Here is a 21,576-nt window from a genome sequence, read left to right as displayed (position 1 = left end):
GTGCTCATAAAATTACTCTGCGGGCAAATTAAATAAAACCAATGATTCGGTTATCTGAAAGCCGTTACTTTTTGCTTCAGGTCAAAAAGTAACCAAAAACCCCGCAGCTGTATTTTGTTGTTGCTAAAATTTGTTTCATTTCGCCGAAACAGCTCAAACATTCCCTCGTACCTCGGTCAGTGATCTGTTTTTACGGCTTCACTCCACAAATTTCTTAACGCCAACAAAATAAGGCTGAGTCCAGCTAACGCAACCATCGTTACTCACTAGCAGCTTTATTTAAGGCGTTTGACAGCACTGCAAAACGTTATATTCAGGAATATTTAATTTCGTTTGGGTTTACCCTTACGTTTGTGTTGGTGTTCTTACCCTTGCTCGTACTATCTTCTACTTGTATGTATTGGTTGTTGAGGGCAAAGTTTCGCTATCATAGAGTCACATTTATACCCGGTTGGCTCTTTTTGTTCAATACCATCCCATACTTTGTGTTTGTAGGGGGTAATCCTCTCCTCATGTATAATATTATTTGGGCAGTATCACTTGGGTCGTTCATAGTAATCATTGCTCAACTGTTTATTTTCTTGAGGCTTAAACCAGGAAATCCTCGTCCAAATTCCGCAAGGTAAAAACATGAGGCTACTTCCAAAAGTATTTACATAAAGTGCAACCCATTGCCCAATAAATCAGTTGAACGATCAGAACAAAAAACCACTACTACAATGAAAAAACTATCAATGCTGCCAGTTGTTTTGTGGGCAATGCTATGCCTCATAAGCTGCAAGAAAAAAGAAACGACTACCCCTGTGGCCACCAATTGGGCGATTAGTACCTCTGATTTGGCAGAAGCCAACCAAGCCAATGGAGAAATTACCAAACAAAACGACGGGCCGTTGGTGAAATACCAAGTAGCCACCGCCTACATTCAACCCATAAGCGGTAATACCCACGTTTTCAAGCTTCACTTTACTTCGCAAGACTCACTTACTTGTTATGTAGAAAAGCTTACTCAAGATTTTAACTACCATTCAGACGCAACCAGCGGGCAAAACAAGCTGACTATGGTGGTGTTTAACCAAGACACATTGCAACTAAAGTCTAGTGCCATCTCTATTCAGCCCCGCACCGACCAAAACAAGTTTCATACAGTGTCTAATCTACATAGCCAAAGCAAAGGAGACTATAACGGCACTGTAAACGAGGTACCTTTGATTGGGCAGTAGTGAGTGATTGAAATATTAAAAAACCTCAAGTCAGGCAATACTGGCTTGAGGTTTTTTTGTTTTATTTTGATATGAATAATGGAGTACTTTTTATGTTTTAGCCAAGGTTTACCATATCTTTAATACCTGGTGCTTGAGAGTATATTTGATTAAAGTAATTATCATCATACACTCCCTCACCTGCAAATGCAGTTCTAACGGCTTCTTTTACATCCGCTAAGTCTACTGGTGTCCAGGTTTTTTCAAATAACTCGTAAGCCTTCCTGCTAATTAATTCTTTATAATATTCTTCTTTGTTATACAAATACAAATCGCCGTTTGCCAGTATTTTGGGTCCTCCTTCTCCTATGTCTTTAAAAGTAGTAGGTTTATTACCCAGCGAATCTTTTAGGTATTGGATAAAATCATCCGTATTATTTTCAATGCTTGCTGCTCTGAGTTTTTGTTGTTTATATACCTCCACATCGCCATCAAAGGGTTCTGGCATTACTATAGAATCTATCAACTGCTGGCTTGTTTCCATATTAGGCCCCCAACAAGAACCAATGCCTACCGCCTTTACATTGTTTACTGTACTCTCGTGTTGTTCTACCAATGCCGCCAGTTTTGCCACCGCTCCACCCCCAGGTACCCGGTTATTGAGGGCGTCATGAGCTGCTATTTTTGAACCATCCTGCATAATACAGGTAATTGCCATACAACTACTCATGCCTACAAAGTCAACTTCCTGCTCGGCAGTAGCTTGTACAAACTCGCCTTCTACACAGCGTAGCGTGGTAACATCTGCTCCCGTAGTATCTACCCTGGCCTGCAACTGGGCAAGGTCGGTATCGCTTACCGTAAGGTTGGGGTGTGCTTCGCCATTGACTGCTTTTTCGCGTACCATGGTAAGGTAAGTATGGGCTTGCCCATAACTTAAGTCGCTGATGGTTATCTCATCATCATTATCTTTGAGGCGTTGAATAGGAGCTGTTGATATCGAAGAGGTACTACTTTGACTGTTTGGGTTGCTAAAACTTGTGTCAGTTTTGCGTTGCAAAGGTGTATCCGCAATCTTATCCGCCGCCTTTTCGTCAGTAGTATTGATGGGTTGTCCGTTTACAGAAGCATCGGCTTTGGGCGGAGTTCCACGTTTTTCGTTGGTAATAAAATGACCTATCTCGTGTTTGATATTGTGTTCGGTGTCTTTTCCTGGAGCAAAATCAATTTTATTGCCCTGAATGGTCGCTTCGGCATTTACTGTTTTAGGAAACGGCGAGTTATGATTGATCTTCAAAGAAGAAGTATCTACACCATATTGTGAGCCCATGGTAGTGGCTATATCTCTTGACTTTGGCTTTCGCTGTATTGGTTGTTGTTGTGTGCTAACAGGCTCTTGTTTTGAGTTAATCGGGCGTTGTTTCGCCTGAATAGTTGGCTTACTACCCTGTTTGCTTTGGATAGTTTCTTTGCCTTGCTTCTGTTGTTTTTGTTGAACAACATCCGTGTTTTGATGATCCTGGTCTTGGGTTTTCTTATGCATAAAATTAGGAGTTAATGAATGTTTATGACAAGCCACATAAAATATAAGCCTTTCAACCAAATTTTGCTTGACGGCTTAACCAATGATTGCTTATGCTTATTTTATATAAATATAACGTTTTAATTTACATTAAAACAAAATGTGCATGAAGTTTTGCTGAATGATTATAGTCGTTATTTTTCGCTTGCCGTAGTGCAACTTATCAAAAGTGAGATTGTTTAGTAATGTTGCCGAAATAATGTCAGCAAATTTAAGTAAATATTTTTTCGCTAGACAAGGCACGGCAATATCCAGTAGTGCAGTCAGTAGATTTTTAATAAAATAGCATTTTATACCTGCCAGGTTTTTCGAAACCTGGCAGGTATAGGCAAGTAGGCTTTTAAAATACTTGATGCAAATATTAAATTTCAATTGTCTATGCTAGTGGATATTGAGCGAGCTTGAGGGATGGCCAGCTAATAGCAGCGCTATTCGGCTATTTTTCAACGATGTATAGTGACTAAAATATACAGTTAAAATGGGGAAGTTATTTTGACTGCATTACTTACTTCAAAATCACATTCCCCAACCTTTCGGCAATCTCTTTTTCCAGGCTTTTAAGCTCCATGTGCAGCATCATCACTGCCTCTTGAGCTTCTATAGTTTGGGCGTCATTCATTTTCAGGCTGTTTTCGGTCAGCATTTTGCGCACATGACGTAGTTTAAGCCGCAAAATTGCCTTGAGCACCATACTATCCAATATTTCCTCATCTTTGGGCACAAAAATACCGTGACGTTCTACCCAATTCTCACTAATCTCAAACCTTTCCGAAATCAAATCAACCGCCACCCGCTTCATGTCCTTATTTTCGTGTTGTTGGATAAAATAATCAGCTGTAATGATGGTATCTTCTTTGAGTTGTTCGCGAAAAATATCCAGCATTTTGGCATAAATAGGCGTTTCAAACTTCACCTCACTTATTTCGTCCAGTAAAAACTCGCACAACTTGCCATCCTCTTTCAGGTCGTGGTTGGCATAATTGAGCAATATTCTGATATGCTCCTTTTCCTGAAAAGCAATCGGGCTTTTAAAAGGGTCTTGAGGCGTAACAGGTTCTGTGGCTACAGCTGTGTCATCACCTTCCCCAATAAGGGGTGGTGGAGTCATCTCTGGATCAACCTGAATAAGCCCCTCATCCTGGATATAAAATTCGCCATCGGGTGGGGGAGGCAGGTCAAATGGGAAATCGGCAGGGGGAGGAAGGCCAGAATCAAAGTTTTGGGGAGGCAATTGTTGTTGTCTTTTTTGCTCCCTTTCCTGTTTTTTTTGTTCTCTAAACTGACGGTCTTGCTTCTTTTTGGCGTCTTGCTTCAGTATTTTATTACCTTCATCAATCAACACCGCCTCGTCTACCTCCAGCAAAGCACTGCATTCGCGGTAAAAAACCGACCGTTTGATGGCATCGGGAATCTTGGTGATGCTCTCTACCACTTCCCTTATCATCTCGGCCCGTTTGAAAGGCTGGTCACCGCTTGCCGCCTGTTTGGTTTCTTCCATGTACAGGCGTGCCTTAAAAGTGATAAAGTCTTGAGAGTTTTGATTGATAAAATCTTTAAAAGCCGTACCCCCCACTTTTTTTACGTAACTGTCGGGATCGTCACCATCCGGAAAAAGCACCACTTTTACATTCATTCCTTCTTCCAGTACCAGGTCAATTCCACGAATGGCCGCCTTGATACCCGCTGCATCACCATCGTACAATACCGTAATGTTGGGGGTAAACCTACGGATAAGCCTTATTTGGTCAGAAGTGAGCGAAGTACCCGAACTTGCCACCACATTTTCTATGCCTGCCTGGTGCAGCGATATTACATCGGTATACCCCTCTACCAAATAGCAATCATCGTCACGCAACGATTTTTTTGCCTGATATAACCCGTACAATACTTTGCTCTTGTGGTAAACCGGCGATTCGGGAGAGTTGAGATACTTGGCTTGTTTTTTATCATTTTTGAGAATACGCGCGCCAAAAGCAATCACCTTACCAGCCAAATTGTGAATAGGAAAAATGACCCGATCGCGGAAGCGGTCAAAGTAGCGCCCGTTCTTGTCTATGGTAAGCCCCGCCTTTACCAAAATAGGCAGGCTGTATTGGTCGGCTTGAGCTTGTTTAGTAAAAGCCTCCCAACTATCCAGGCTATAGCCCAGCTCAAAAGTTTCAATCGTTTTGGTACTAAAGCCTCTTTCTTTGAAATAAGCCAAACCAATGGCTTGACCCTCAGGAGTTTCGTGGAGGTTTTTTTCGTAATGCTTGCTGGCGTACTCTAGGGCAATCAACAAACTTTCGCGTTCGTTTTGCCGGGCTACCTCCTCTGGAGTAGGTGGCTCATCCTCGTCAAGTTCAATGTTATACTTTTGGGCAAGGTAACGTAACGCCTCCGGATAACTCAGCTTTTCTACCTCCATCACAAACGTGATAGCATCGCCCCCTTTGCCTGAGCTAAAGCACTTAAAAATGCCCTTTGCCGGAGACACCGAAAACGAAGGCGTTTTCTCATTGGTAAAAGGAGAGTGTGCCCACCAGTTGCCTCCCTTTTTTTTGAGTGAGACAAAATCGCCCACAACATCCACAATATCAACTACATCGCGAATTTGCTCGATGGTTTCCTCTGAAATACGCATAAAAAAAGAAAATTAAAAGGCTTAATAATGAGTCCAAAAACGAAGGGATGGTACTATTTTTGAAGTAAAAATGACACCGTTAATTTGGTGTCATTTTTGTTTACAGGCTTCTTGCACTGCATTTTTATTACAAAGAGAGGATTACGGTTAGTTCGCTCATTGTAAGTAGTTGTAAGAGCCTGTTTTCATTTCAAATATAAGAATATTATTCTTAAAAATAAAGTAGCTAAGCCCATCAGCTATCCAAAACACCACACAATCCTATTTAAGTTAACTGATTTACCTAAATTCTTTCTGCTCCCCTTTTTCTGCCCGGTGCATTGCTGAACACTATTGTTTGGTATAAGTATAAATCTTATATTGGTTATTACTGCCTGTGGCAGCATCCATGCCTTCTACGCTTGCCTCAAACACATCACCCACCTTTAACCCTGGCATTGCTTTGTTCAACTGAGGGAATAAAGCCTGGGTAGCCCCAAGGGTGAAAACAAACTTCACCGTGATGGTGGGCTTAAGCCCTTGAAACTGAGGAAAACCAGCGCCACAGCCCAATATTTTTACCACTTTTACTTCTGCCTGACAAGCTTGCTTTTCGCAAGGAGTTTGTGGTGTTTTTACTTGAGGTACTGGGGCTATTTTGATAATTTTACCTATAATTTTGCACGTATTAGGGGCTGGGCCAGGGGGAACTATCATATGTGTTTGAGCTATGCATTGGTAGTGAGTAGATAAAAACAGGGCAAAACTGCATAAAAAATAAAAGTAGTAACGCCTAAAGTAGTTAAAGTTCATATTTTAGCTTTTCGAGTATAAAATGAAACGAATACAAGGTAATCCTTTTTTGTACAGGTGTTTTTTGTTAATTGTGTGATAAAATAGCCATATTTGTGAAAAAAGCTCTATCCTATCAGGATTTACTTATATTAAAGTGTGTAAGCCTTGCGGTTTTTTCGCTCACACAACAAACAGGGACTACCCTCTCTTGGAACAATGTATTTTTGAGGTTTTACTTAAAGACTGACCTTTCGCAGTGATTTTTTTTGTTTAATTGAAAAGAATTACAATGTTGGTTTATGAGCGCGTCAGCTGGACTCAGCCTTAGTTTGTTGCCGTTAAGAATCTGTGAAACGAAGCCGTAAAAACAGATCACTGTTTGAGCGAAGCGAGTTTGAGCTGTTTCGGCGTAGTGCAACAGATTTAGGCGAAACAAACTACAGCTGCGGGGTTTTTGATTACTTTTTTACCTGTAGAAAATCCATGATCCCGAACTTGATTCGGGGAAGTAATGGCTCACAGATACTCGAGTCATTGCTTTTTATAAGCGTATTTTGCTGAGTGGTATTTTTTCACATGAAACAAGTTTTTGACCTGCGAAAGGTCAGTTAAAGACATAAAACAAACTACTTACATAAAATATTTTGTAAGGCACCTGTTTTTTTTGAGGTCTGTTATCAAAAGGTATTGTTTAATATGAGGGGATTTTGGGATGATTATACAGAAAGAATGAATAAAAAGAACCTGGAAAAGCCTGTACCAATATTGTTCATTGGGCTTTGTTTGATCACAACATTGTTTACCTCATTATGGGCACAACCATCATCAAACTATATAGATAGCCTACAGCAAGTATTGGCTGTGTCAGAAGGCAAGCAAAGGGTAGACCTGCTCAACGAATTGTCCGACTTGAATAGCCGAAAAGAACTGAATGAGGCCATCACTCTTGCCAAAGAAGCCCTGCAACTATCACAAAAGATAAAGTACCCACTGGGGCAAGCCTATGCCTCTTATAACCTGGGGCACCACCTCATTTCGCAAGGCAGTTATTCTCAGGCACTTGATTATTTATTTGTTGCCCTCAAAATTTATGAACAGGTAGATGTTGCCCTCAAAAAAGCCCAGGTACTGCGTGCCATTGGGCATGTATACAATGGTTGGCAAGCACACCAAAAGGCAGTAGAGTATTATAGACAACAACTCAAAATAGGCCTTGAGATCAAAGATACCGCCACTATAGGCTCTGCTTACCTTAATTTGAGCTATGCTTTTGTTCAAAGCAAAAAGCCCAATCGTGCCATTCAGTTTATTGACGAGTCTCTCAAGTATTCATTGGCTACCCACGACACCCTAAGGATAATCATAGCCAGGGCAAACCGGGCAGGTGCTTATTTTCAATTGGGCAAGCGCAAAAAAGCATTACAGCTTTTACTGGAGGTGCATGAGTGGTACAAAAACCACTATTATCAAGACTATGAACAATATGCCTGTGCCGATATTGCAGGGGTTTATCTGGTAGAAAACCAATTGAGTAATGCGTTGATTTATGCCACCAAAGGCTATTTGTTGGCAATCAACTCAGGCAGCAAGCCCAAAGCCAAAGAAATTAGTGATTTGTTATATAAGATTCATAAGAGAAAGGGCAACACAAGCAAGGCTTTGCATTACCTGGAGAAGTCGAGGGCATACCAGGACAGTATTTTGAACGACCAAAAGAAAAACGAGTTGGCAAGCCAGGATTTATTGCATTTACTGGAGAAGTACGAGGTAGAAAACAAGTCATTGAAAGAGTACCGGGCAACCAATGAACGTTTTAAAGCCAGAAGAAACGTGATTGGTATTTTTATTTTGTTTATTTTGGTTTTTGTGCTGGTGATAGGGTTTTTATTGTATCGTAACAACAAATTTAATCAGGAACGCACCCAACTGATGGCAAAAAACCGGGTAGATATTATTTTGCAAAACAAAGAGCTCAAAAGGCAACACCAAGCCATTGAAGAAAAAAACGATCAGCTCAAAGCCCAACACTTGCACATTTTTAACAGTATTCGGTCTGCCGAAACCATTCAGCAAGCCATTTTGCCCCAAGAAGCGTTGCTACGCGATTTGTTGTTCGATTATTTTATTATATTTCGTCCCCGTAATATTGTTTCAGGCGATTTTTACTGGTTGTCATCGGTAGGTACCCGGTTTCAGACAACCACCGAAAGTCCCCAAAGAGCCAAAACTTTAGTGGCGGTGGTAGACTCTACCGGACATGGAGTGCCAGGTGCTTTTATGAGTATGATTGGCAATACTCTGCTCGATAGAATTGTGAAAATAGAGCGGGTGACAACCCCATCTGAAATTTTAAAACGGATGAACCTTGAGATTTTTTTGGCTTTACAGCAAAACAGCAATAATAACGACGAAGGAATGGAAATGGGGATATGTTCGTTTGAGAAGCTCAACGACAAAGAAACCAAAGTAGTGTTTTCAGGAGCAAGGCGCCCCTTGTATGTGGTACACCAGGCTTTGTCGATTACCGAAAAAACCATAGAAACCTACAAAGGTAGCCGAAGGTATTTGGGAGGTAAACGAAATATAGGGGCACAATTTTTTGACCATGAGCTGGTACTCAATAGCGGTGATGCCATTTATATATCATCCGATGGTTTTGTAGATCAGAACAGCGACGATCGTAAAAAGTTTGGCTCAGAACAGTTGGTAAAAGTACTCTTGGAAAATGCGCATTGGGCAATGCCCAAGCAGCAGCAACTACTGACTCAGACGTTGGACAAACACCAGGGTAGCAGTGAGCAAAGAGATGACATATTATTGATGGGGGTAAGGATTACCTGATAGTAGGCGAAGCTTTGGTATCAGATTTGAAATAAAGCAAGAAGTTGTATTGGTGCACTGGCACATTGTGTGAGTGTAATCACAACTTTCAATTTAAATTATTTAGGGGTAGCAGACGTACGTGGGATATGTTTATCAGAAGTATCATCATTATATTTATTTGTCTGGTAGGAACACTACAAAGGGCTCAAGCCCAAAAAGTAGTAAAACTTACCACAAAACAATCAGAGATTATCTTAGGCGATAAAGTAGCCATTCTGGAAGATTCTACTCAACGGTTGAGCTTGTTGCAGGTGTTGAAGCCTAAAAATCAGCAACGCTTTAAACCCTCTAAAGACAAATACCCTAATTTTGGTTTTTCCCACTCGCATTTTTGGGTAAAGCTAAAATTACAAAACCAAACCCAACCCCAGGAGCAAACCCTCGAAAGCGTTAACCAATGGTTTTTGAAGGTAGCCTATGCTCCAATAGATTATATAGAGTTTCATTACCAAGACAAAAGCGGTAAATGGCAAAAAAGGATATGGGGCGACCATGTACCCTTTGCCAACAGGCTGGTTTTTCATCCTCAGGTAGTCATTCCTTTTCATTTGACAGACAGTCAGGTTCATACTTATTACCTCAAAGTATATACCCAGGGATCATTACAATTGCCTTTGGTAATGCAAAGCAACCATAGGTTTAACGAAGCCAACATGGTTTCTGAAATCGTTTTTGGAGTGTTGTATGGTGTCATGGCGATCATGCTCATGTATAACTTGTTTATATTTTTAGCCATTCGTAGCTACAGTTACCTGTTTTACTGTCTTTATATACTGTCATACCTATTGGGGCAATCTACCCTCAACGGACATAGCTTTCAATTTTTGTGGGGTGATTATCCCTGGTGGGCAAATGTTGCTCTGCCTTTTAGCATCACCTTTGGGTCGTATTGTGCGGTATTATTTGCCATTCGCTTTTTGCAAACTTATAAATATGTCCCCCGCTGGAATGTGGTGTTAATTGGCTTTAGCGTGGTTTTGTTTTTTATGATCATTGTGACCTTTACCACCGACTATCAAATAAGCATTATCACGTCTACCTTATCGGTCATGACTTCCTCTGTATTGATGTTACTTACGGGTATTTTGGTATGGCGCAGGGGCAACCGTGCCGCTAAATACTACATTATGGCTTGGACTATAGTGTTGATTGGGTTATTTATGGTAGTATTGAAACCTTACGGATTTTTGCCCAATCATTTTTTGGTAGACAATGCCAACCAGGTGGGGGCAGTCATCGAAGTGATTTTCTTATCGTTGGCACTTGCCGACCGCATCAACATCTACCGAAAGGAGACTATAGAAGCCCAGGCAGAAGCATTGGCTACTGCCAAAGAAAACGAACGAATTATTACTGAACAAAATCAGGTGCTGGAGCAAAAAGTGCAAGAACGTACCTCCGAAATTACCGCCCAAAACGAAGAGTTGTTTCAGCAACAAGAAGAGATCATGGCGCAGCGTGATGCGGTAGAGTCGGCGAACCTTACCCTCAAAGACCAAGCTACTGAGCTGGAGTACGCCAAAAAGAGCCTTGAGGAAAAAACCATCCAGTTGAACAAAAGTCTGGAAGCTGCTTTTACCATTCAAAACGCCATATTGCCTTACGAAAAGGAATTGGCAAAGTTGGTGGATAGCCACTTCTTGTTATATAGCCCCAAAGACATAGTATCGGGTGACTTTTATTGGCTGCACAAAGAACAAGAGCACAACAAAACTTTTTTGGCGGCGGTAGACTGTACTGGGCACGGGGTACCCGGAGCGTTTATGAGCTTGATTGGAAGTACTTTGCTGGATAGGGTAGTAAAAATGGAACAGGTATTTGATCCGGCAGAGATTTTAGGAAGGCTCAACGAAGAAGTATTGAATGTTTTGCGTCACCAGGACTATAAGAGTGATACAGGAATGGATGTTTGTTTGTGTGTGCTTGAGTATGGTGAACACACTCAGGTAAATATTACGTATGCCGGGGCTCGTCGTCCGTTATACTTCTTGCGTGATGCTACCCGTGAGCTGGAAGAGATCAAAGGAGACCGGATACATGTAGGAGGGGTAAAAACTGCTGACCGTACATTTACCAATCATGAGTTTACCTTGTTTCAGGGCGATAACCTGTACCTGACCAGTGATGGTTATATAGATCAAAACGACTTGAAGCGTAAAAAAATAGGTCGGAAAAGATTCAACGAACTGTTACAAAGTGTAGGTGGTTTGCCAATGAATGAGCAGTACGAAACTTTGCTCAATACCTTGAAAACACACATGGAGGGCACCGAACAACGCGACGATATATTGGTGATGGGAGTAAAGCTATAAACGGGACTGGCACAATGTATGGACAGCTTTTTTAGCTGACAAATTCCTTGATAGGTAGTATAGCTTTCACAACGAGCGGATTACTTATTCAGTCAAAAAAATCACCTTTGTATAAGTGCTTCGTTAAAGCTATGTCAGGGCATAAGCCCTGCATAATTGCTCAACCCTGTTTGCAGGGCTTGCTATACAAGCCACTCACTGGCTTTTCCGACATACCGTGCTTGTTATTAATTGACCACAAATATGAGGCACCTGCTTTATGAGTCTAAAAAAACTATTTACAACGGTTATTATCATCATCATTGTTTTATCATCTTTTGTTGGGGTGTTTATTTTTACTCAGGTTAAAAATATGCAGCGCGACATAGAACAGATAGTAAACCTGGAAGAACCTTTTGAGAAGGCAGTGCTTGAGATAGAAATCATTGCGTCTAACATAGCCAACTCATTGCTCGACTATGTAGACAACCACAACTACATACAACCCGAAAACATCAGAAAATACCAGGCGGACTTTGACAAACATATCAAGCTATATGAAAAATATGCCAAGAGCAAGCAGGAAATAGCCTTTGGTAAAGACCTGATAAAAGAGTATGCCCATTTTAACAAACTCACCTCTAAGGCAGTCATTAATTCTACCCGAAAGCATGGCAAGTTATTTTCGGTACAAACTATGGTCACTGTACAGGATGAGCTAATTGATGATTTATTTAAGAAATACATAGACAACCCTTCCTCTGATATTTTAACCAAACTTAAGGTGATTTCTGACTTTTATAGTCTCAACGATGAGCTGCTCAATGCTATAGAAAGTTATGTAATTGTAAAAGATTCGGTAAGCGCCCATAAAATTGCCAACAAAAAATTAAAGTACCTGAAGTTTGAAAAAAACTACCTCAACACCAGTCGCCCTGACAAAGACTGGGTGGCAAAAATGAATGAAAACTTTGCTGTGATGGTAAACCTGGGCAACGAACTTATGCGTTTGGAGAGCATTCAGAATAACCTCATGAAGCAGTTTCATCAATCATTGAACAAGATAGACAACTTACTGGATAAAAAGATACAACCGCTCATTAGGAGTAAAAATGAAGAACTGCTTGCTGACGCTAATCAGGCTGGAGGGCTCATTATCAACTTTATGCTTATATCGTTGGTATTGGTTATAGTGGCCATGTTGGTAGTGGCAATGGTCGTGCGCCGTACGGTGCTTAAGCCGGTACTGCAACTCAATGAAGTAGCCAAACAAGTGGCACAAGGCAAGTTTAAGGTAGATTTTAACATCAAGGCAAACAATGAAATAGGAGACCTTACTTCGTCTTTTCAGACAATGACAGTAGGCATAGAGCGCTTGGTTGCCAAATACCGCGATTTGAACAAAGACCTGGAGGATAAGGTAGCCAAGCGTACTGAAGAGCTGACCGAAAAAAATTATAAGATTACTTCCAGTATCAACTATGCCAAACGTATCCAACAGGCGGTATTGCCCCCCAAGGCAGAGGTAACAAGCCAGTTGCCCGATGCCATGGTATTGTTTAAACCTCGTGACATTGTAAGTGGTGATTTTTACTGGTTTGCCCAAATAGGTGCCCAACCTGCGAAAACTGTATTGGCGGCGGTTGATTGTACCGGGCATGGAGTGCCCGGAGCGTTTATGTCTATGGTGGGCAATGCTTACCTCAACCAAATCATTCGTTTGCAAGGCATACTGTCGCCCGAAAAGATCCTGGATGAGTTACACCTGCACATTAGAAAAGACTTAAAACAACAAGAAACCCACAACCGGGACGGAATGGACTTGGCCTTGGTGGTAATTGACCACGAGGGCAAAAAAATAGAGTTTGCTGGAGCCAAAAACCCGCTTGTATACATTCAGGAGGGTACACTGCATGAGATTAAAGGCGACAAGTTTCCGGTGGGAGGGTATGCCCATGCCAAAGAACAATCGTTTGCCAAACACGTGATAGACACCTCCAAACCCACTACTTTTTATGTCTATTCAGACGGTTATCAAGACCAGTTTGGTGGCCCTAAGGGGCGTAAATTTATGTCCCGACGCTTGAAAAATCTGCTGCTTGAAATACACCCACTACCCATGAAAGAGCAAAAACAAGTGCTTGAAAACCATTTACAAGAATGGATGGGCGAACAAAATCAAGTAGATGATATTTTAGTGATAGGTGTACACTTGCCCTGACAGCAGTATTTGCAGGAAGCTTTTTATATCTTTTACGAATACCTTTTGTGTAACAATAGTCCATAACCCCGACAGGGGCAAGCTTCAAGTCCTTGGATACCGATGCATATCGGTGCGACAAGTCGCAAGCTATAGTAAAGGTAAACCTGTCTTTGTTGTTTGAGTTTGTCAGGAATACAGGTTAAAAGCTCAAGCTTTTTTCTTACTTCTGGTGGTTTAGGTGCTCCCTCCATTCGTCGGGAGGACACAGAGAAAGCCCAAATTTTTCTTGTCGTTCCGACGAATGGAGGAACCTGTTTTCTGTTTACTTCTTTGTATAAAACAGCTACTTTGGCAAAAGTCCAAGTTTTTTTCTTACTTCTGGTGGTTTAGGTGCTCCCTCCATTCGTCGGGAGGACACAGAGAAAGCCCAAGTGTTTTGTTCTTCTACTCATCAACTATTTCGTCGTTGAGGAAGAGCCATTGAGGGTTTAATGATTCAATCAAGGCTAGTTTCTTGGAGCGTCTCCATCCCTTGATTTGCTTTTCGCGGTCAATGGCGTGGTTTACGTATTGAAATCGTTCCCAGTATACTAAATAATGGCAACTGTTCTCCCCTGCAAAACTTCCTTTTTTTCCTCGGTTGCGGTAATGTTCATCCAGTCGCCTTTCCAAATCGTTGGTGATACCTGTGTAAATGGTTTGTCTTTGGGCGTTGGTGATGATGTATATAAAATAGTTATGTTGCTGCATTTTTTCTTGTGCTTAGGAACATGTTCAAAATAAGTGTCGAGATTGAGGGTATAAACTCAAGGCTAACTGAGGCAGTTTTAGTCTTTGGCAGAGGACACAGAGAAAGTCCAAGTTTTATTTGGGCACAAAAAAACGTTGAGCATTTCGACAATACTCAACGTTTTTTATCTCTTCAAATAATGGCAGAAAGCATACGGTGCTATTATACCCACAAAATACTGTAAATGCTCGACTCGGCACCAATCAAACGATGTGGCAAGTTGCTGTCTAGTTGTACATTGATCAGCGAAGCATCGCTCGGTTTAAAACCACGGCTTAGTCCGGTAAGAATGCCCCGGTCGAGGTAACAGGGATAAGGATTTTTGCATTCTACCCTGGCCTCTTTCTTACGTCGGTCAAAGCTCAACAAGCGGTAGTACCCACTTTGTCCTTCGCGATGACTCTGCTGTAATACTATATCAAGGTGGTTGAGTGCTGCTTCCAGGGTTCTTATTTCTTCGGGAAAACTCAACGACTCAAACATTGCCTTGCCCATCTCAAACAAGAGGTGAGGGCCTAAGTTTTGGGCTACTTCTTTATAACTGTTTAAAAACTTTTGCTGGGCAAACCAATCACTGGTTTGTATGTTTTTGATGCCATTGCGGGCGAAAATATTTCTTACTTTTTGCTCTTGCTGAGGAATTGCTGCTATGATGGAGGAAATGAGATTGGTAGACACTTCTACCTTTGGGGAAAATGCTATATACTGCGCCATAATTTATCAAAATTTTAACATCTGTAAGCCTATACGTTGGGTGTTTGGCATAGAAAAAAACATCGTACAATAATACTCAGAGGCAAATTTTATACCTTTATAGATAAAATCCTAGAATTAGTTGGATAATCACAGGTAAGGCTTGCATCTATTTGTCTAAAAAACCATCTTAGGTAAGGTTTGTCTAAAAAACAAGTTTTTTATTGATGGATATAAGAAAAAAAGTGTTGGGTATCATAAAAAGCCGATTAAATAAAAATGATACATTCAAGAGCGTGGGATTTATTGGATAGATATAACAAACATACAATCAAAACCTTACAAAAATAAGGTGTAAAATAGAATTACACAAAAACACTATTCTATGCCAACAAGTTACAGCTTGGTAAAAGGTAGTCATTCTACCAATGAATAGGTAAGAGTAATTGAAACAAAAAGTTGATGTGTAAGTAAACCAGTCAAACATTACGTTTGACTGGTTGGATGTTTCTAAATGCTTGAAAAACCACTATTGATAGGGGGAAATGTGGCTTTTTATTAGAATTTCATTCGGGGCATAGCACTTACCTTTTGGTTGGTAAACTCTCCTTGTTGGTATTTGTAATAGCCCGCAATGGCAATCATAGCCGCATTATCGGTACAATACTCAAACGCAGGAAAGTACACTTGCCACTGTTGTTTGACAGCCAGGTCTGTCAGCGCCTGGCGCAATCCGGCATTGGCCGAAACCCCCCCGGCAATGGCTATTTCTTTAATGCCAGTTTCTTTGGCAGCTTTTTTTACCTTATGCAACAAAATGCGAATCAAAGTATATTGGATACTGGCGCAAATATCGGCCATGTTTTTTTCGATAAACTGTGCGTCTTCTTTTACTTTATCGCGCAAAAAATACAGAATGTTGGTTTTTATACCACTAAACGAGTAGTTGAGTTTGGGCATATTTACCTCAGGAAAAGGAAAAGCCAGGGGGTTGCCCTCTTGAGCATAACGGTCGATGATAGGCCCACCTGGATAAGACAAACCCAGCAGCTTGGCTGTTTTGTCAAAAGCTTCGCCAACCGCGTCGTCCAAGGTTTCACCTATTACCTCCATTTCCAGGTAATTTCTTACCAACACTATTTGGGTGTGCCCACCACTTACAGTAAGGCAAAGAAACGGAAATTTGGGTTTGGGCGTATCGATAAAGTGAGCCAGTACGTGGGCTTGCATGTGGTTTACCTCTACCAAAGGGATGCTCAGCCCCAGGGCAAGCGACTTGGCAAACGAGGTGCCTACCAACAATGCACCCAATAAACCAGGGCCTCTTGTAAAAGCTACGGCATTTAAATCCTTTTTGCTTACTTTTGCCATCTCAAGGGCTTGGGTGATCACCGGCACAATGTTTTTTTGGTGTGCTCGCGAGGCAAGTTCAGGTACTACACCACCATAAGCTTCGTGTACTTGTTGGTTGGCAATGACATTAGATAATACTTTGCCATCTTTTATTACAGCGGCAGATGTTTCGTCGCAAGACGATTCTATAGCAAGTATAGTACTGGGCTTAATATTTGAGTTTAAAAAATCAGGGTTCATCCTAGGCTATTAGGGTGTTAAAAAAAATAGATGCAAAAAACTTTGGCAGAAAATAGTGTTACATCAAACGCACCAAAACCGTGGCGCAAAGTAATGCGTAATGCCCGGCAAGTTATTAAAAAAATCACGATTAGAATAATAAAGTTTTTTTTGATAAGTGTTGTGGGGTTTACTGTGTTGGCTGTTTTTGCCCTTTATTTTTCATTTACTCAAACCGTGCTTACCCAAGAAATAATGCGCTACCTGACCAGCAAAAGCGGGTTTGAGATGGAATTGGAGCACTTAGACATAGATTGGCTCGGTTCTAAAGCCACTCTTCGGCAGGTCAGTATCCGGGATTTGCAAAAAAAGCAAATGATTTTTGCCCAACACATAGTGGTTGATTTTAGCTATCGAACTATATTTGCCAACAATAAAATTGTGCTTGATAGAGTAGAGGTAGATCAGGCAAGCGTAAACCTGGCTATAGATGCAGGCTCTGAACAGCTCAATATTGTAGCATTTACCGACACATTGGGGCAATTACTTTCGTCGCCCAAAGCAAAAAAAACCAAGACGGTTTCCCAAAAATTTATCATCAAAAAAATTATTCTCAAAAACAACTATTTTGGCTACGATGACAACCGCACCGAAGCCCTGATAGACCATCGTTTGTTTGACTACAATCACTTTAGCATTGACAACATCAATCTAAAAGCCTCCCGTTTTTTGAACGTGGCAGATACTACCCAATTACAAATAGAACGACTTACGGGCAAAGAGCTGGGCAATGAATTTCCGGTACATCGTCTGCAGACTTTCTTCCGGGTGTTTGACCGGGGCATGGAGTTTCGAAACCTGTATTGTAGTGTGGGCAAGTCTATTTTGCGTGATGAGGTGATTTTTAGGTTCGAACGCTTGAGTCACATGGGCGACTTCAACACGATGGTAGATTTTAGCGGACGTTTTAAAGAAACCATTATTCATAACGAAGATCTGGCAAGGTTTGACGAGTACTTTAGGGGTTGGCACGATGCCACCAAGGTATGGGGCAAGGTAGCGGGCAAGGTCAATGATTTTAAAGGAGACAAGGTAAGGCTACGTTTTGGTAAAAATAGTTTTATTGCAGGTAAGTTTGCCTTTAGTGGTTTGCCCAATCTGGACTCTACCCAGATGAATCTTGACTTTGACAATTCTAATTTGTTGGCAAGCGATATCAGTCGTTATGTAAACAGTCCCTCCACTGATACTATTTTGCAGAAGTTTGGCAATATGCAATATCAAGGCTCCTTTGTGGGCACCATGAACGACTTTGTAGCCACAGGCAAGGTACGCACCGACCTGGGAACCATTATTACCGATGCCCGGTTTCAGTTACGCGCCAACGAAGCTTTGTCGGCTTATCAGGGCAAGGTGGCTACCCAGGAACTCGATTTGGGCAAATTGCTCAATCGCCCTGGCTTACTACAAAGTGTAAACCTAAAGGGCACCATCAACGGGGTGGGATTTTCTACCAAGAGCGCGGTGTTTTCGCTTAATGCTGCTATAGAAAAAATAGGGGTGAATGGCTATGATTACCGCAACATAGAGATCAATGGTGAACTGGGTAAAAAGCGGTTCAAAGGATATTTTTTATCGCTTGATCCCAACTTCAATTTAGAAATGAAGGGCGAGATTAACTTTGCCTACAAAGACTCGACGATCAAACGTTTGCCCCAAGGGAAATTTGACCTTGAGTCTACCATAAAAAACGTTGACTTTCAGGCAATTGGTTTATCTCCCTATCCTGCCCGTATTCAGGGCAACCTATTGATGGATATTTATGGCTTAAGCCTGGACAGTCTGGTAGGTACTGTAGAACTGAGGAAAGCCTACTTCCAATACAAAGACAAGACGATGGCTCCTGAAAAAGAGTTTTTGTTCAGTTCTTTTGAGAAAAAAGACCGCACTGGAGCCTATCATCGTGCTGTCGATTTTAATTCAGAATTTTTGAAAGCACACTTTGAAGGTGATTTTTTGTTTTCTCAGCTTGCTGCCAATATTCCTGAGCTTCGTCACGAGTACCAGATGAGCCTGCGCAACAACCCTGAAGAAATCAAAGATTATTACGAAGAAAAAAAGAAAAAACCCAGCCCAAAATTTAACCTGGCTTATAGTTTTACCTTCAAAAACATCAACCCTGTGTTGAACTTTTTAGACGTAAATGCGTCTGTTTCGCCCGATGTTAACTTTGAAGGGTACCTGGTGCAAGACTCTGCTTCTATGATTGCCACCATTCACAGTACCAATGATATTCCTCAAATAAGTTACCTTGACAATCAATTGTTCGATACTGGTTTAGACTTGTCGTCGCGTCGTAAAATAGACAGTGCCAGTGTAGACGTTGAGTTTTACATTAAATCAAACAAGCAAAATTTTGGGGGCTTTACTACTGATAGTTTACTTATTACTACCCGTTGGCAGCGCGACAGTATCAACTTTTCGGTCAATGTAGCACAAACCCCTCAGCTGGAAGATTCTATTCGAAATTTTTTGAAGCTTGCCGGAGGTATCAAAATCACCTCCAAACGTACCGACATTGCTTTCAAAGATTCTTATATGGACATTTTTAACCATCGCTGGACAGTACTTAACTCTCACCTGATTACGATTAGGGACTCATCGGTAGTGGTAGACCATTTGTTGATCAAAAGAGGCGAGAAACGAGCCACTATTTTGTTAGATGGCAAGATGGGTTATAACGATCAGGATACGTTGCGGCTCGATGTTAACAATATAAGAATAGGGGCATTTGCCCACTTGTTTGGAGTAAACGCCAGTGGTTTGGTCAGAAGCTCGTTCAAAGTGCACCACGCCTATCAAAAGCCACAGGTGGTGGGTGAGGCTTATATTTATAATATGATGCTGGACAGTGTGCTCATTGGCGACTTGATGATAAATAAGCTCAACTGGAACGACTCGCTCAAAAAAGCAGCCATTGACTTTGACGTGTACCGACGAAGTATGCAGCCTATGTTGAGCGTATATGGCACCTATGATCCGTTTGCCCCATTAGATCGGCGTTTTGATGTATTGGCAAAGCTACAGGGAATGAATTTACAGATTTTATCGCCTTTTGCCAAGCCTTACCTGAGCAATTTAGATGGCTCTGCCAATGGGCGCCTCAAGCTTTTGGGTTCGCTCGATAAGCCAGTGCTGGAGGGCAGCGTAGACGTAGTCAACGGCACATTTAAGATCAATTACCTGGGGTCTAAGTTTTATTTTTCTGACCGAATATTTTTTAAACGCAACGAAATTGGCGTCAAAAGATTGACATTGTACGACAACTGGGATAGCTACCAGGCAGAGTCAAAGCAACGTGTGTTAAAGGTAGGTGGAGGGATTTACCACGACTACTTTAGTAATTTTCTGATGGCCATCGAGGGAACGTTTAGTAACCTAAAGGTGATCAACAAACCTGCTGTTCCAAACGAGGTATTTTATGGCGAAGCCTACGCATCGGGCAACTTAAGAGTAACGGGTTACATCGATAACATGGTAGAACTCAAGGTAAATGCTACCAGCGATAAGGGCACCAAGATTTATATGCCGTTGGATGGCTACACAGAGGTATCAAAGAAGAGTTATATCGAATTTGTAAACTTCAGCGATACTTTGCAGAAAAAACTATCTTCTGTGGTAAAAAAGGTAGACCTTACGGGTTTTAAAATGGACTTTAACCTGGACTTGAACGACAACGCTCAGTTTGAGATTATTTTTGATGCCCAGGCGGGCGATCTGATCAGGGCAACTGGCAATGGTAAAATAAACCTGGAGATGGACGAAGAGGGGGATTTTAGTATTTTTGGCGACTACATCATTTCTAAGGGAACTTACAATTTTACCTTACTCAACCTGATCAATAAAGGGTTTAACATTAATGCGGGAAGCCGGGTAGTATTTAATGGCGATTTATACGATAGCAATATCAACATAAGTGCGGGTTATCAGCGGCAGGTGTCGTTGATGCCGCTTATTAATTTAGACCAAGTGACCGACCCACAAAACCCTGAATACAGAAGGCGTTACCCGGTCAATGTATTGCTTAACCTAAGAGGCAAACTTATGAGTCCTGAAATTAAGCTGGACATTGACTTAAGCGAGGCTCAAAAGACCCCCAATGTAGTGTTACAAGATGCCATTAGAGACTTAAGGTCTATCATTAGGCTCGACGAACAGCAACTCAATCGTCAGGTATTTAGTGTATTGGTGCTGCAAAGGCTTGCGCCCAGAGTTACTGGGTTTACTGGATTGGGAGCCGCCACTGGCAGTAGCCTTACCGAGCTGTTGTCAAACCAATTGAGTAACTGGGTTTCTCAGGTAGACAAAAACCTGGAGCTAACGCTTGACCTGGACCCCAGTGCCCTGGATGCTGCCCAACTCAATGTGTCTTATAGTTTGCTTGATGGCAGGTTGCGCATTAGCAGGGCAGGTGGGTTTACCAATACTCAAAACCAAACCGATGTGGCAAGCGTGGTAGGAGAATGGACTATAGAATATATGCTAAGTGATGACGGACGCTTTAGAGCAAAAATGTACAATAAGAATAACCAAAGCCCTTTGGGTAATATCAACCTGAGCAATGCCTCGAACACCACGGCAGGTTTTAGCATGTTGTATACCGAAAGTTTTTCGAGCCTGAGGGACTTGTTGAGGTTTGGCAAGAAGAAAAAGCCCGGAAAAAAGCCTGGGAAAGAGAAGAAAAAACACACAAAAAAGGCGAAAAAAATTAAAAACAACTCGCCGCTTATGCCGCCCAAAAAAACAGATGATTCTTCTAAGTAAAACTACAAAAATAGCCTAATCCACTGAATTTCGTCTCTGACCGTTGTACTTCTTCAAAAAATAGTTCCGTAGCTAAGGCTACGCAAAGATTTTTTTCATCGTCCAACAAACAGATACTGCCTTCTTTTGGATTACTTTATTT

At 41.5% G+C, this 21,576-nt stretch carries 11 protein-coding genes; 5 read left to right on the top strand and 6 right to left on the bottom strand.

Annotation, left to right across the window (positions count from 1 at the left end):
• Window positions 1–719 precede the first annotated feature (719 nt).
• The gene (locus Q0954_RS15425; protein ID WP_299458354.1) at window positions 720–1,220 is read left to right on the top strand and encodes a hypothetical protein; all 501 of its coding nucleotides are present in this window, start codon (window positions 720–722) and stop codon (window positions 1,218–1,220) included.
• Between the two features lie 97 nt (window positions 1,221–1,317).
• On the opposite strand, the gene Q0954_RS15420 is transcribed toward Q0954_RS15425, so the two are convergent.
• The 3 genes from Q0954_RS15420 to Q0954_RS15410 all read right to left on the bottom strand — a co-directional run bounded on the left by Q0954_RS15420 (window position 1,318) and on the right by Q0954_RS15410 (window position 6,196).
• Window positions 1,318–2,742 (bottom strand): hypothetical protein, encoded by a 1,425-nt coding sequence (locus tag Q0954_RS15420; protein ID WP_299458352.1) that lies wholly within the window; start codon window positions 2,740–2,742, stop codon window positions 1,318–1,320.
• 544 nt (window positions 2,743–3,286) lie between these two features.
• Complete coding sequence (gene dnaG / locus Q0954_RS15415) at window positions 3,287–5,404, bottom strand: DNA primase (RefSeq protein WP_299458351.1); 2,118 nt, start codon at window positions 5,402–5,404, stop codon at window positions 3,287–3,289.
• 330 nt (window positions 5,405–5,734) lie between these two features.
• Window positions 5,735–6,196, bottom strand: a complete 462-nt coding sequence (locus tag Q0954_RS15410; RefSeq protein ID WP_299458350.1) for a hypothetical protein — start codon at window positions 6,194–6,196, stop codon at window positions 5,735–5,737.
• Between the two features lie 711 nt (window positions 6,197–6,907).
• Here Q0954_RS15410 and Q0954_RS15405 point away from each other — a divergent pair.
• From Q0954_RS15405 to Q0954_RS15395, 3 genes are all read left to right on the top strand, one after another.
• Window positions 6,908–9,019: a SpoIIE family protein phosphatase gene (locus Q0954_RS15405; RefSeq protein ID WP_299458349.1), complete on the top strand. Its 2,112-nt coding sequence runs from the start codon at window positions 6,908–6,910 to the stop codon at window positions 9,017–9,019.
• Between the two features lie 128 nt (window positions 9,020–9,147).
• A complete protein-coding gene (locus Q0954_RS15400) occupies window positions 9,148–11,373 on the top strand; it encodes a 7TM diverse intracellular signaling domain-containing protein (RefSeq protein WP_299458348.1) in 2,226 nt (741 codons plus the stop codon).
• Between the two features lie 352 nt (window positions 11,374–11,725).
• Entirely contained in the window at window positions 11,726–13,573 is a 1,848-nt protein-coding gene (locus Q0954_RS15395) for a SpoIIE family protein phosphatase (RefSeq protein ID WP_299458346.1), read from the top strand.
• Between the two features lie 426 nt (window positions 13,574–13,999).
• Here the strand turns inward: Q0954_RS15395 and Q0954_RS15390 are convergent, their stop codons facing one another.
• The 3 genes from Q0954_RS15390 to tsaD form a co-directional block, all read right to left on the bottom strand.
• Entirely contained in the window at window positions 14,000–14,305 is a 306-nt protein-coding gene (locus Q0954_RS15390) for a GIY-YIG nuclease family protein (RefSeq protein WP_299458344.1), read from the bottom strand.
• A gap of 202 nt (window positions 14,306–14,507) precedes the next feature.
• Window positions 14,508–15,059: a hypothetical protein gene (locus Q0954_RS15385; protein ID WP_299458342.1), complete on the bottom strand. Its 552-nt coding sequence runs from the start codon at window positions 15,057–15,059 to the stop codon at window positions 14,508–14,510.
• Window positions 15,060–15,596: 537 nt separating this feature from the next.
• The gene (gene tsaD / locus Q0954_RS15380; RefSeq protein WP_299458340.1) at window positions 15,597–16,631 is read right to left on the bottom strand and encodes a tRNA (adenosine(37)-N6)-threonylcarbamoyltransferase complex transferase subunit TsaD; all 1,035 of its coding nucleotides are present in this window, start codon (window positions 16,629–16,631) and stop codon (window positions 15,597–15,599) included.
• Between the two features lie 30 nt (window positions 16,632–16,661).
• Here tsaD and Q0954_RS15375 point away from each other — a divergent pair, with 30 nt between their 5' ends.
• Entirely contained in the window at window positions 16,662–21,434 is a 4,773-nt protein-coding gene (locus tag Q0954_RS15375; protein ID WP_299458336.1) for a translocation/assembly module TamB domain-containing protein, read from the top strand.
• Window positions 21,435–21,576 lie beyond the last annotated feature (142 nt).

Origin of the sequence: uncultured Microscilla sp. (genome assembly GCF_947493425.1) — a bacterium.
Classification (GTDB): Bacteria; Bacteroidota; Bacteroidia; order Cytophagales; family Microscillaceae; genus Microscilla.
Note: the sequence above shows the minus strand (reverse complement) of the source record. Positions and strands in the feature narration are given on the sequence as shown.

Bases quoted from the DNA above. Each gene is read 5' to 3' on its own strand.
- dnaG (WP_299458351.1), bottom strand. From the start codon at position 5,404: ATGCGTATTTCAGAGGAAACCATCGAGCAAATTCGCGATGTAGTTGAT.
- tsaD (WP_299458340.1), bottom strand. From the start codon at position 16,631: ATGAACCCTGATTTTTTAAACTCAAATATTAAGCCCAGTACTATACTT.
- Q0954_RS15405 (WP_299458349.1), top strand. From the start codon at position 6,908: ATGAATAAAAAGAACCTGGAAAAGCCTGTACCAATATTGTTCATTGGG.
- Q0954_RS15420 (WP_299458352.1), bottom strand. From the start codon at position 2,742: ATGCATAAGAAAACCCAAGACCAGGATCATCAAAACACGGATGTTGTT.
- Q0954_RS15425 (WP_299458354.1), top strand. From the start codon at position 720: ATGAAAAAACTATCAATGCTGCCAGTTGTTTTGTGGGCAATGCTATGC.
- Q0954_RS15410 (WP_299458350.1), bottom strand. From the start codon at position 6,196: ATGAACTTTAACTACTTTAGGCGTTACTACTTTTATTTTTTATGCAGT.
- Q0954_RS15400 (WP_299458348.1), top strand. From the start codon at position 9,148: ATGTTTATCAGAAGTATCATCATTATATTTATTTGTCTGGTAGGAACA.
- Q0954_RS15390 (WP_299458344.1), bottom strand. From the start codon at position 14,305: ATGCAGCAACATAACTATTTTATATACATCATCACCAACGCCCAAAGA.
- Q0954_RS15385 (WP_299458342.1), bottom strand. From the start codon at position 15,059: ATGGCGCAGTATATAGCATTTTCCCCAAAGGTAGAAGTGTCTACCAAT.
- Q0954_RS15375 (WP_299458336.1), top strand. From the start codon at position 16,662: ATGCAAAAAACTTTGGCAGAAAATAGTGTTACATCAAACGCACCAAAA.
- Q0954_RS15395 (WP_299458346.1), top strand. From the start codon at position 11,726: ATGCAGCGCGACATAGAACAGATAGTAAACCTGGAAGAACCTTTTGAG.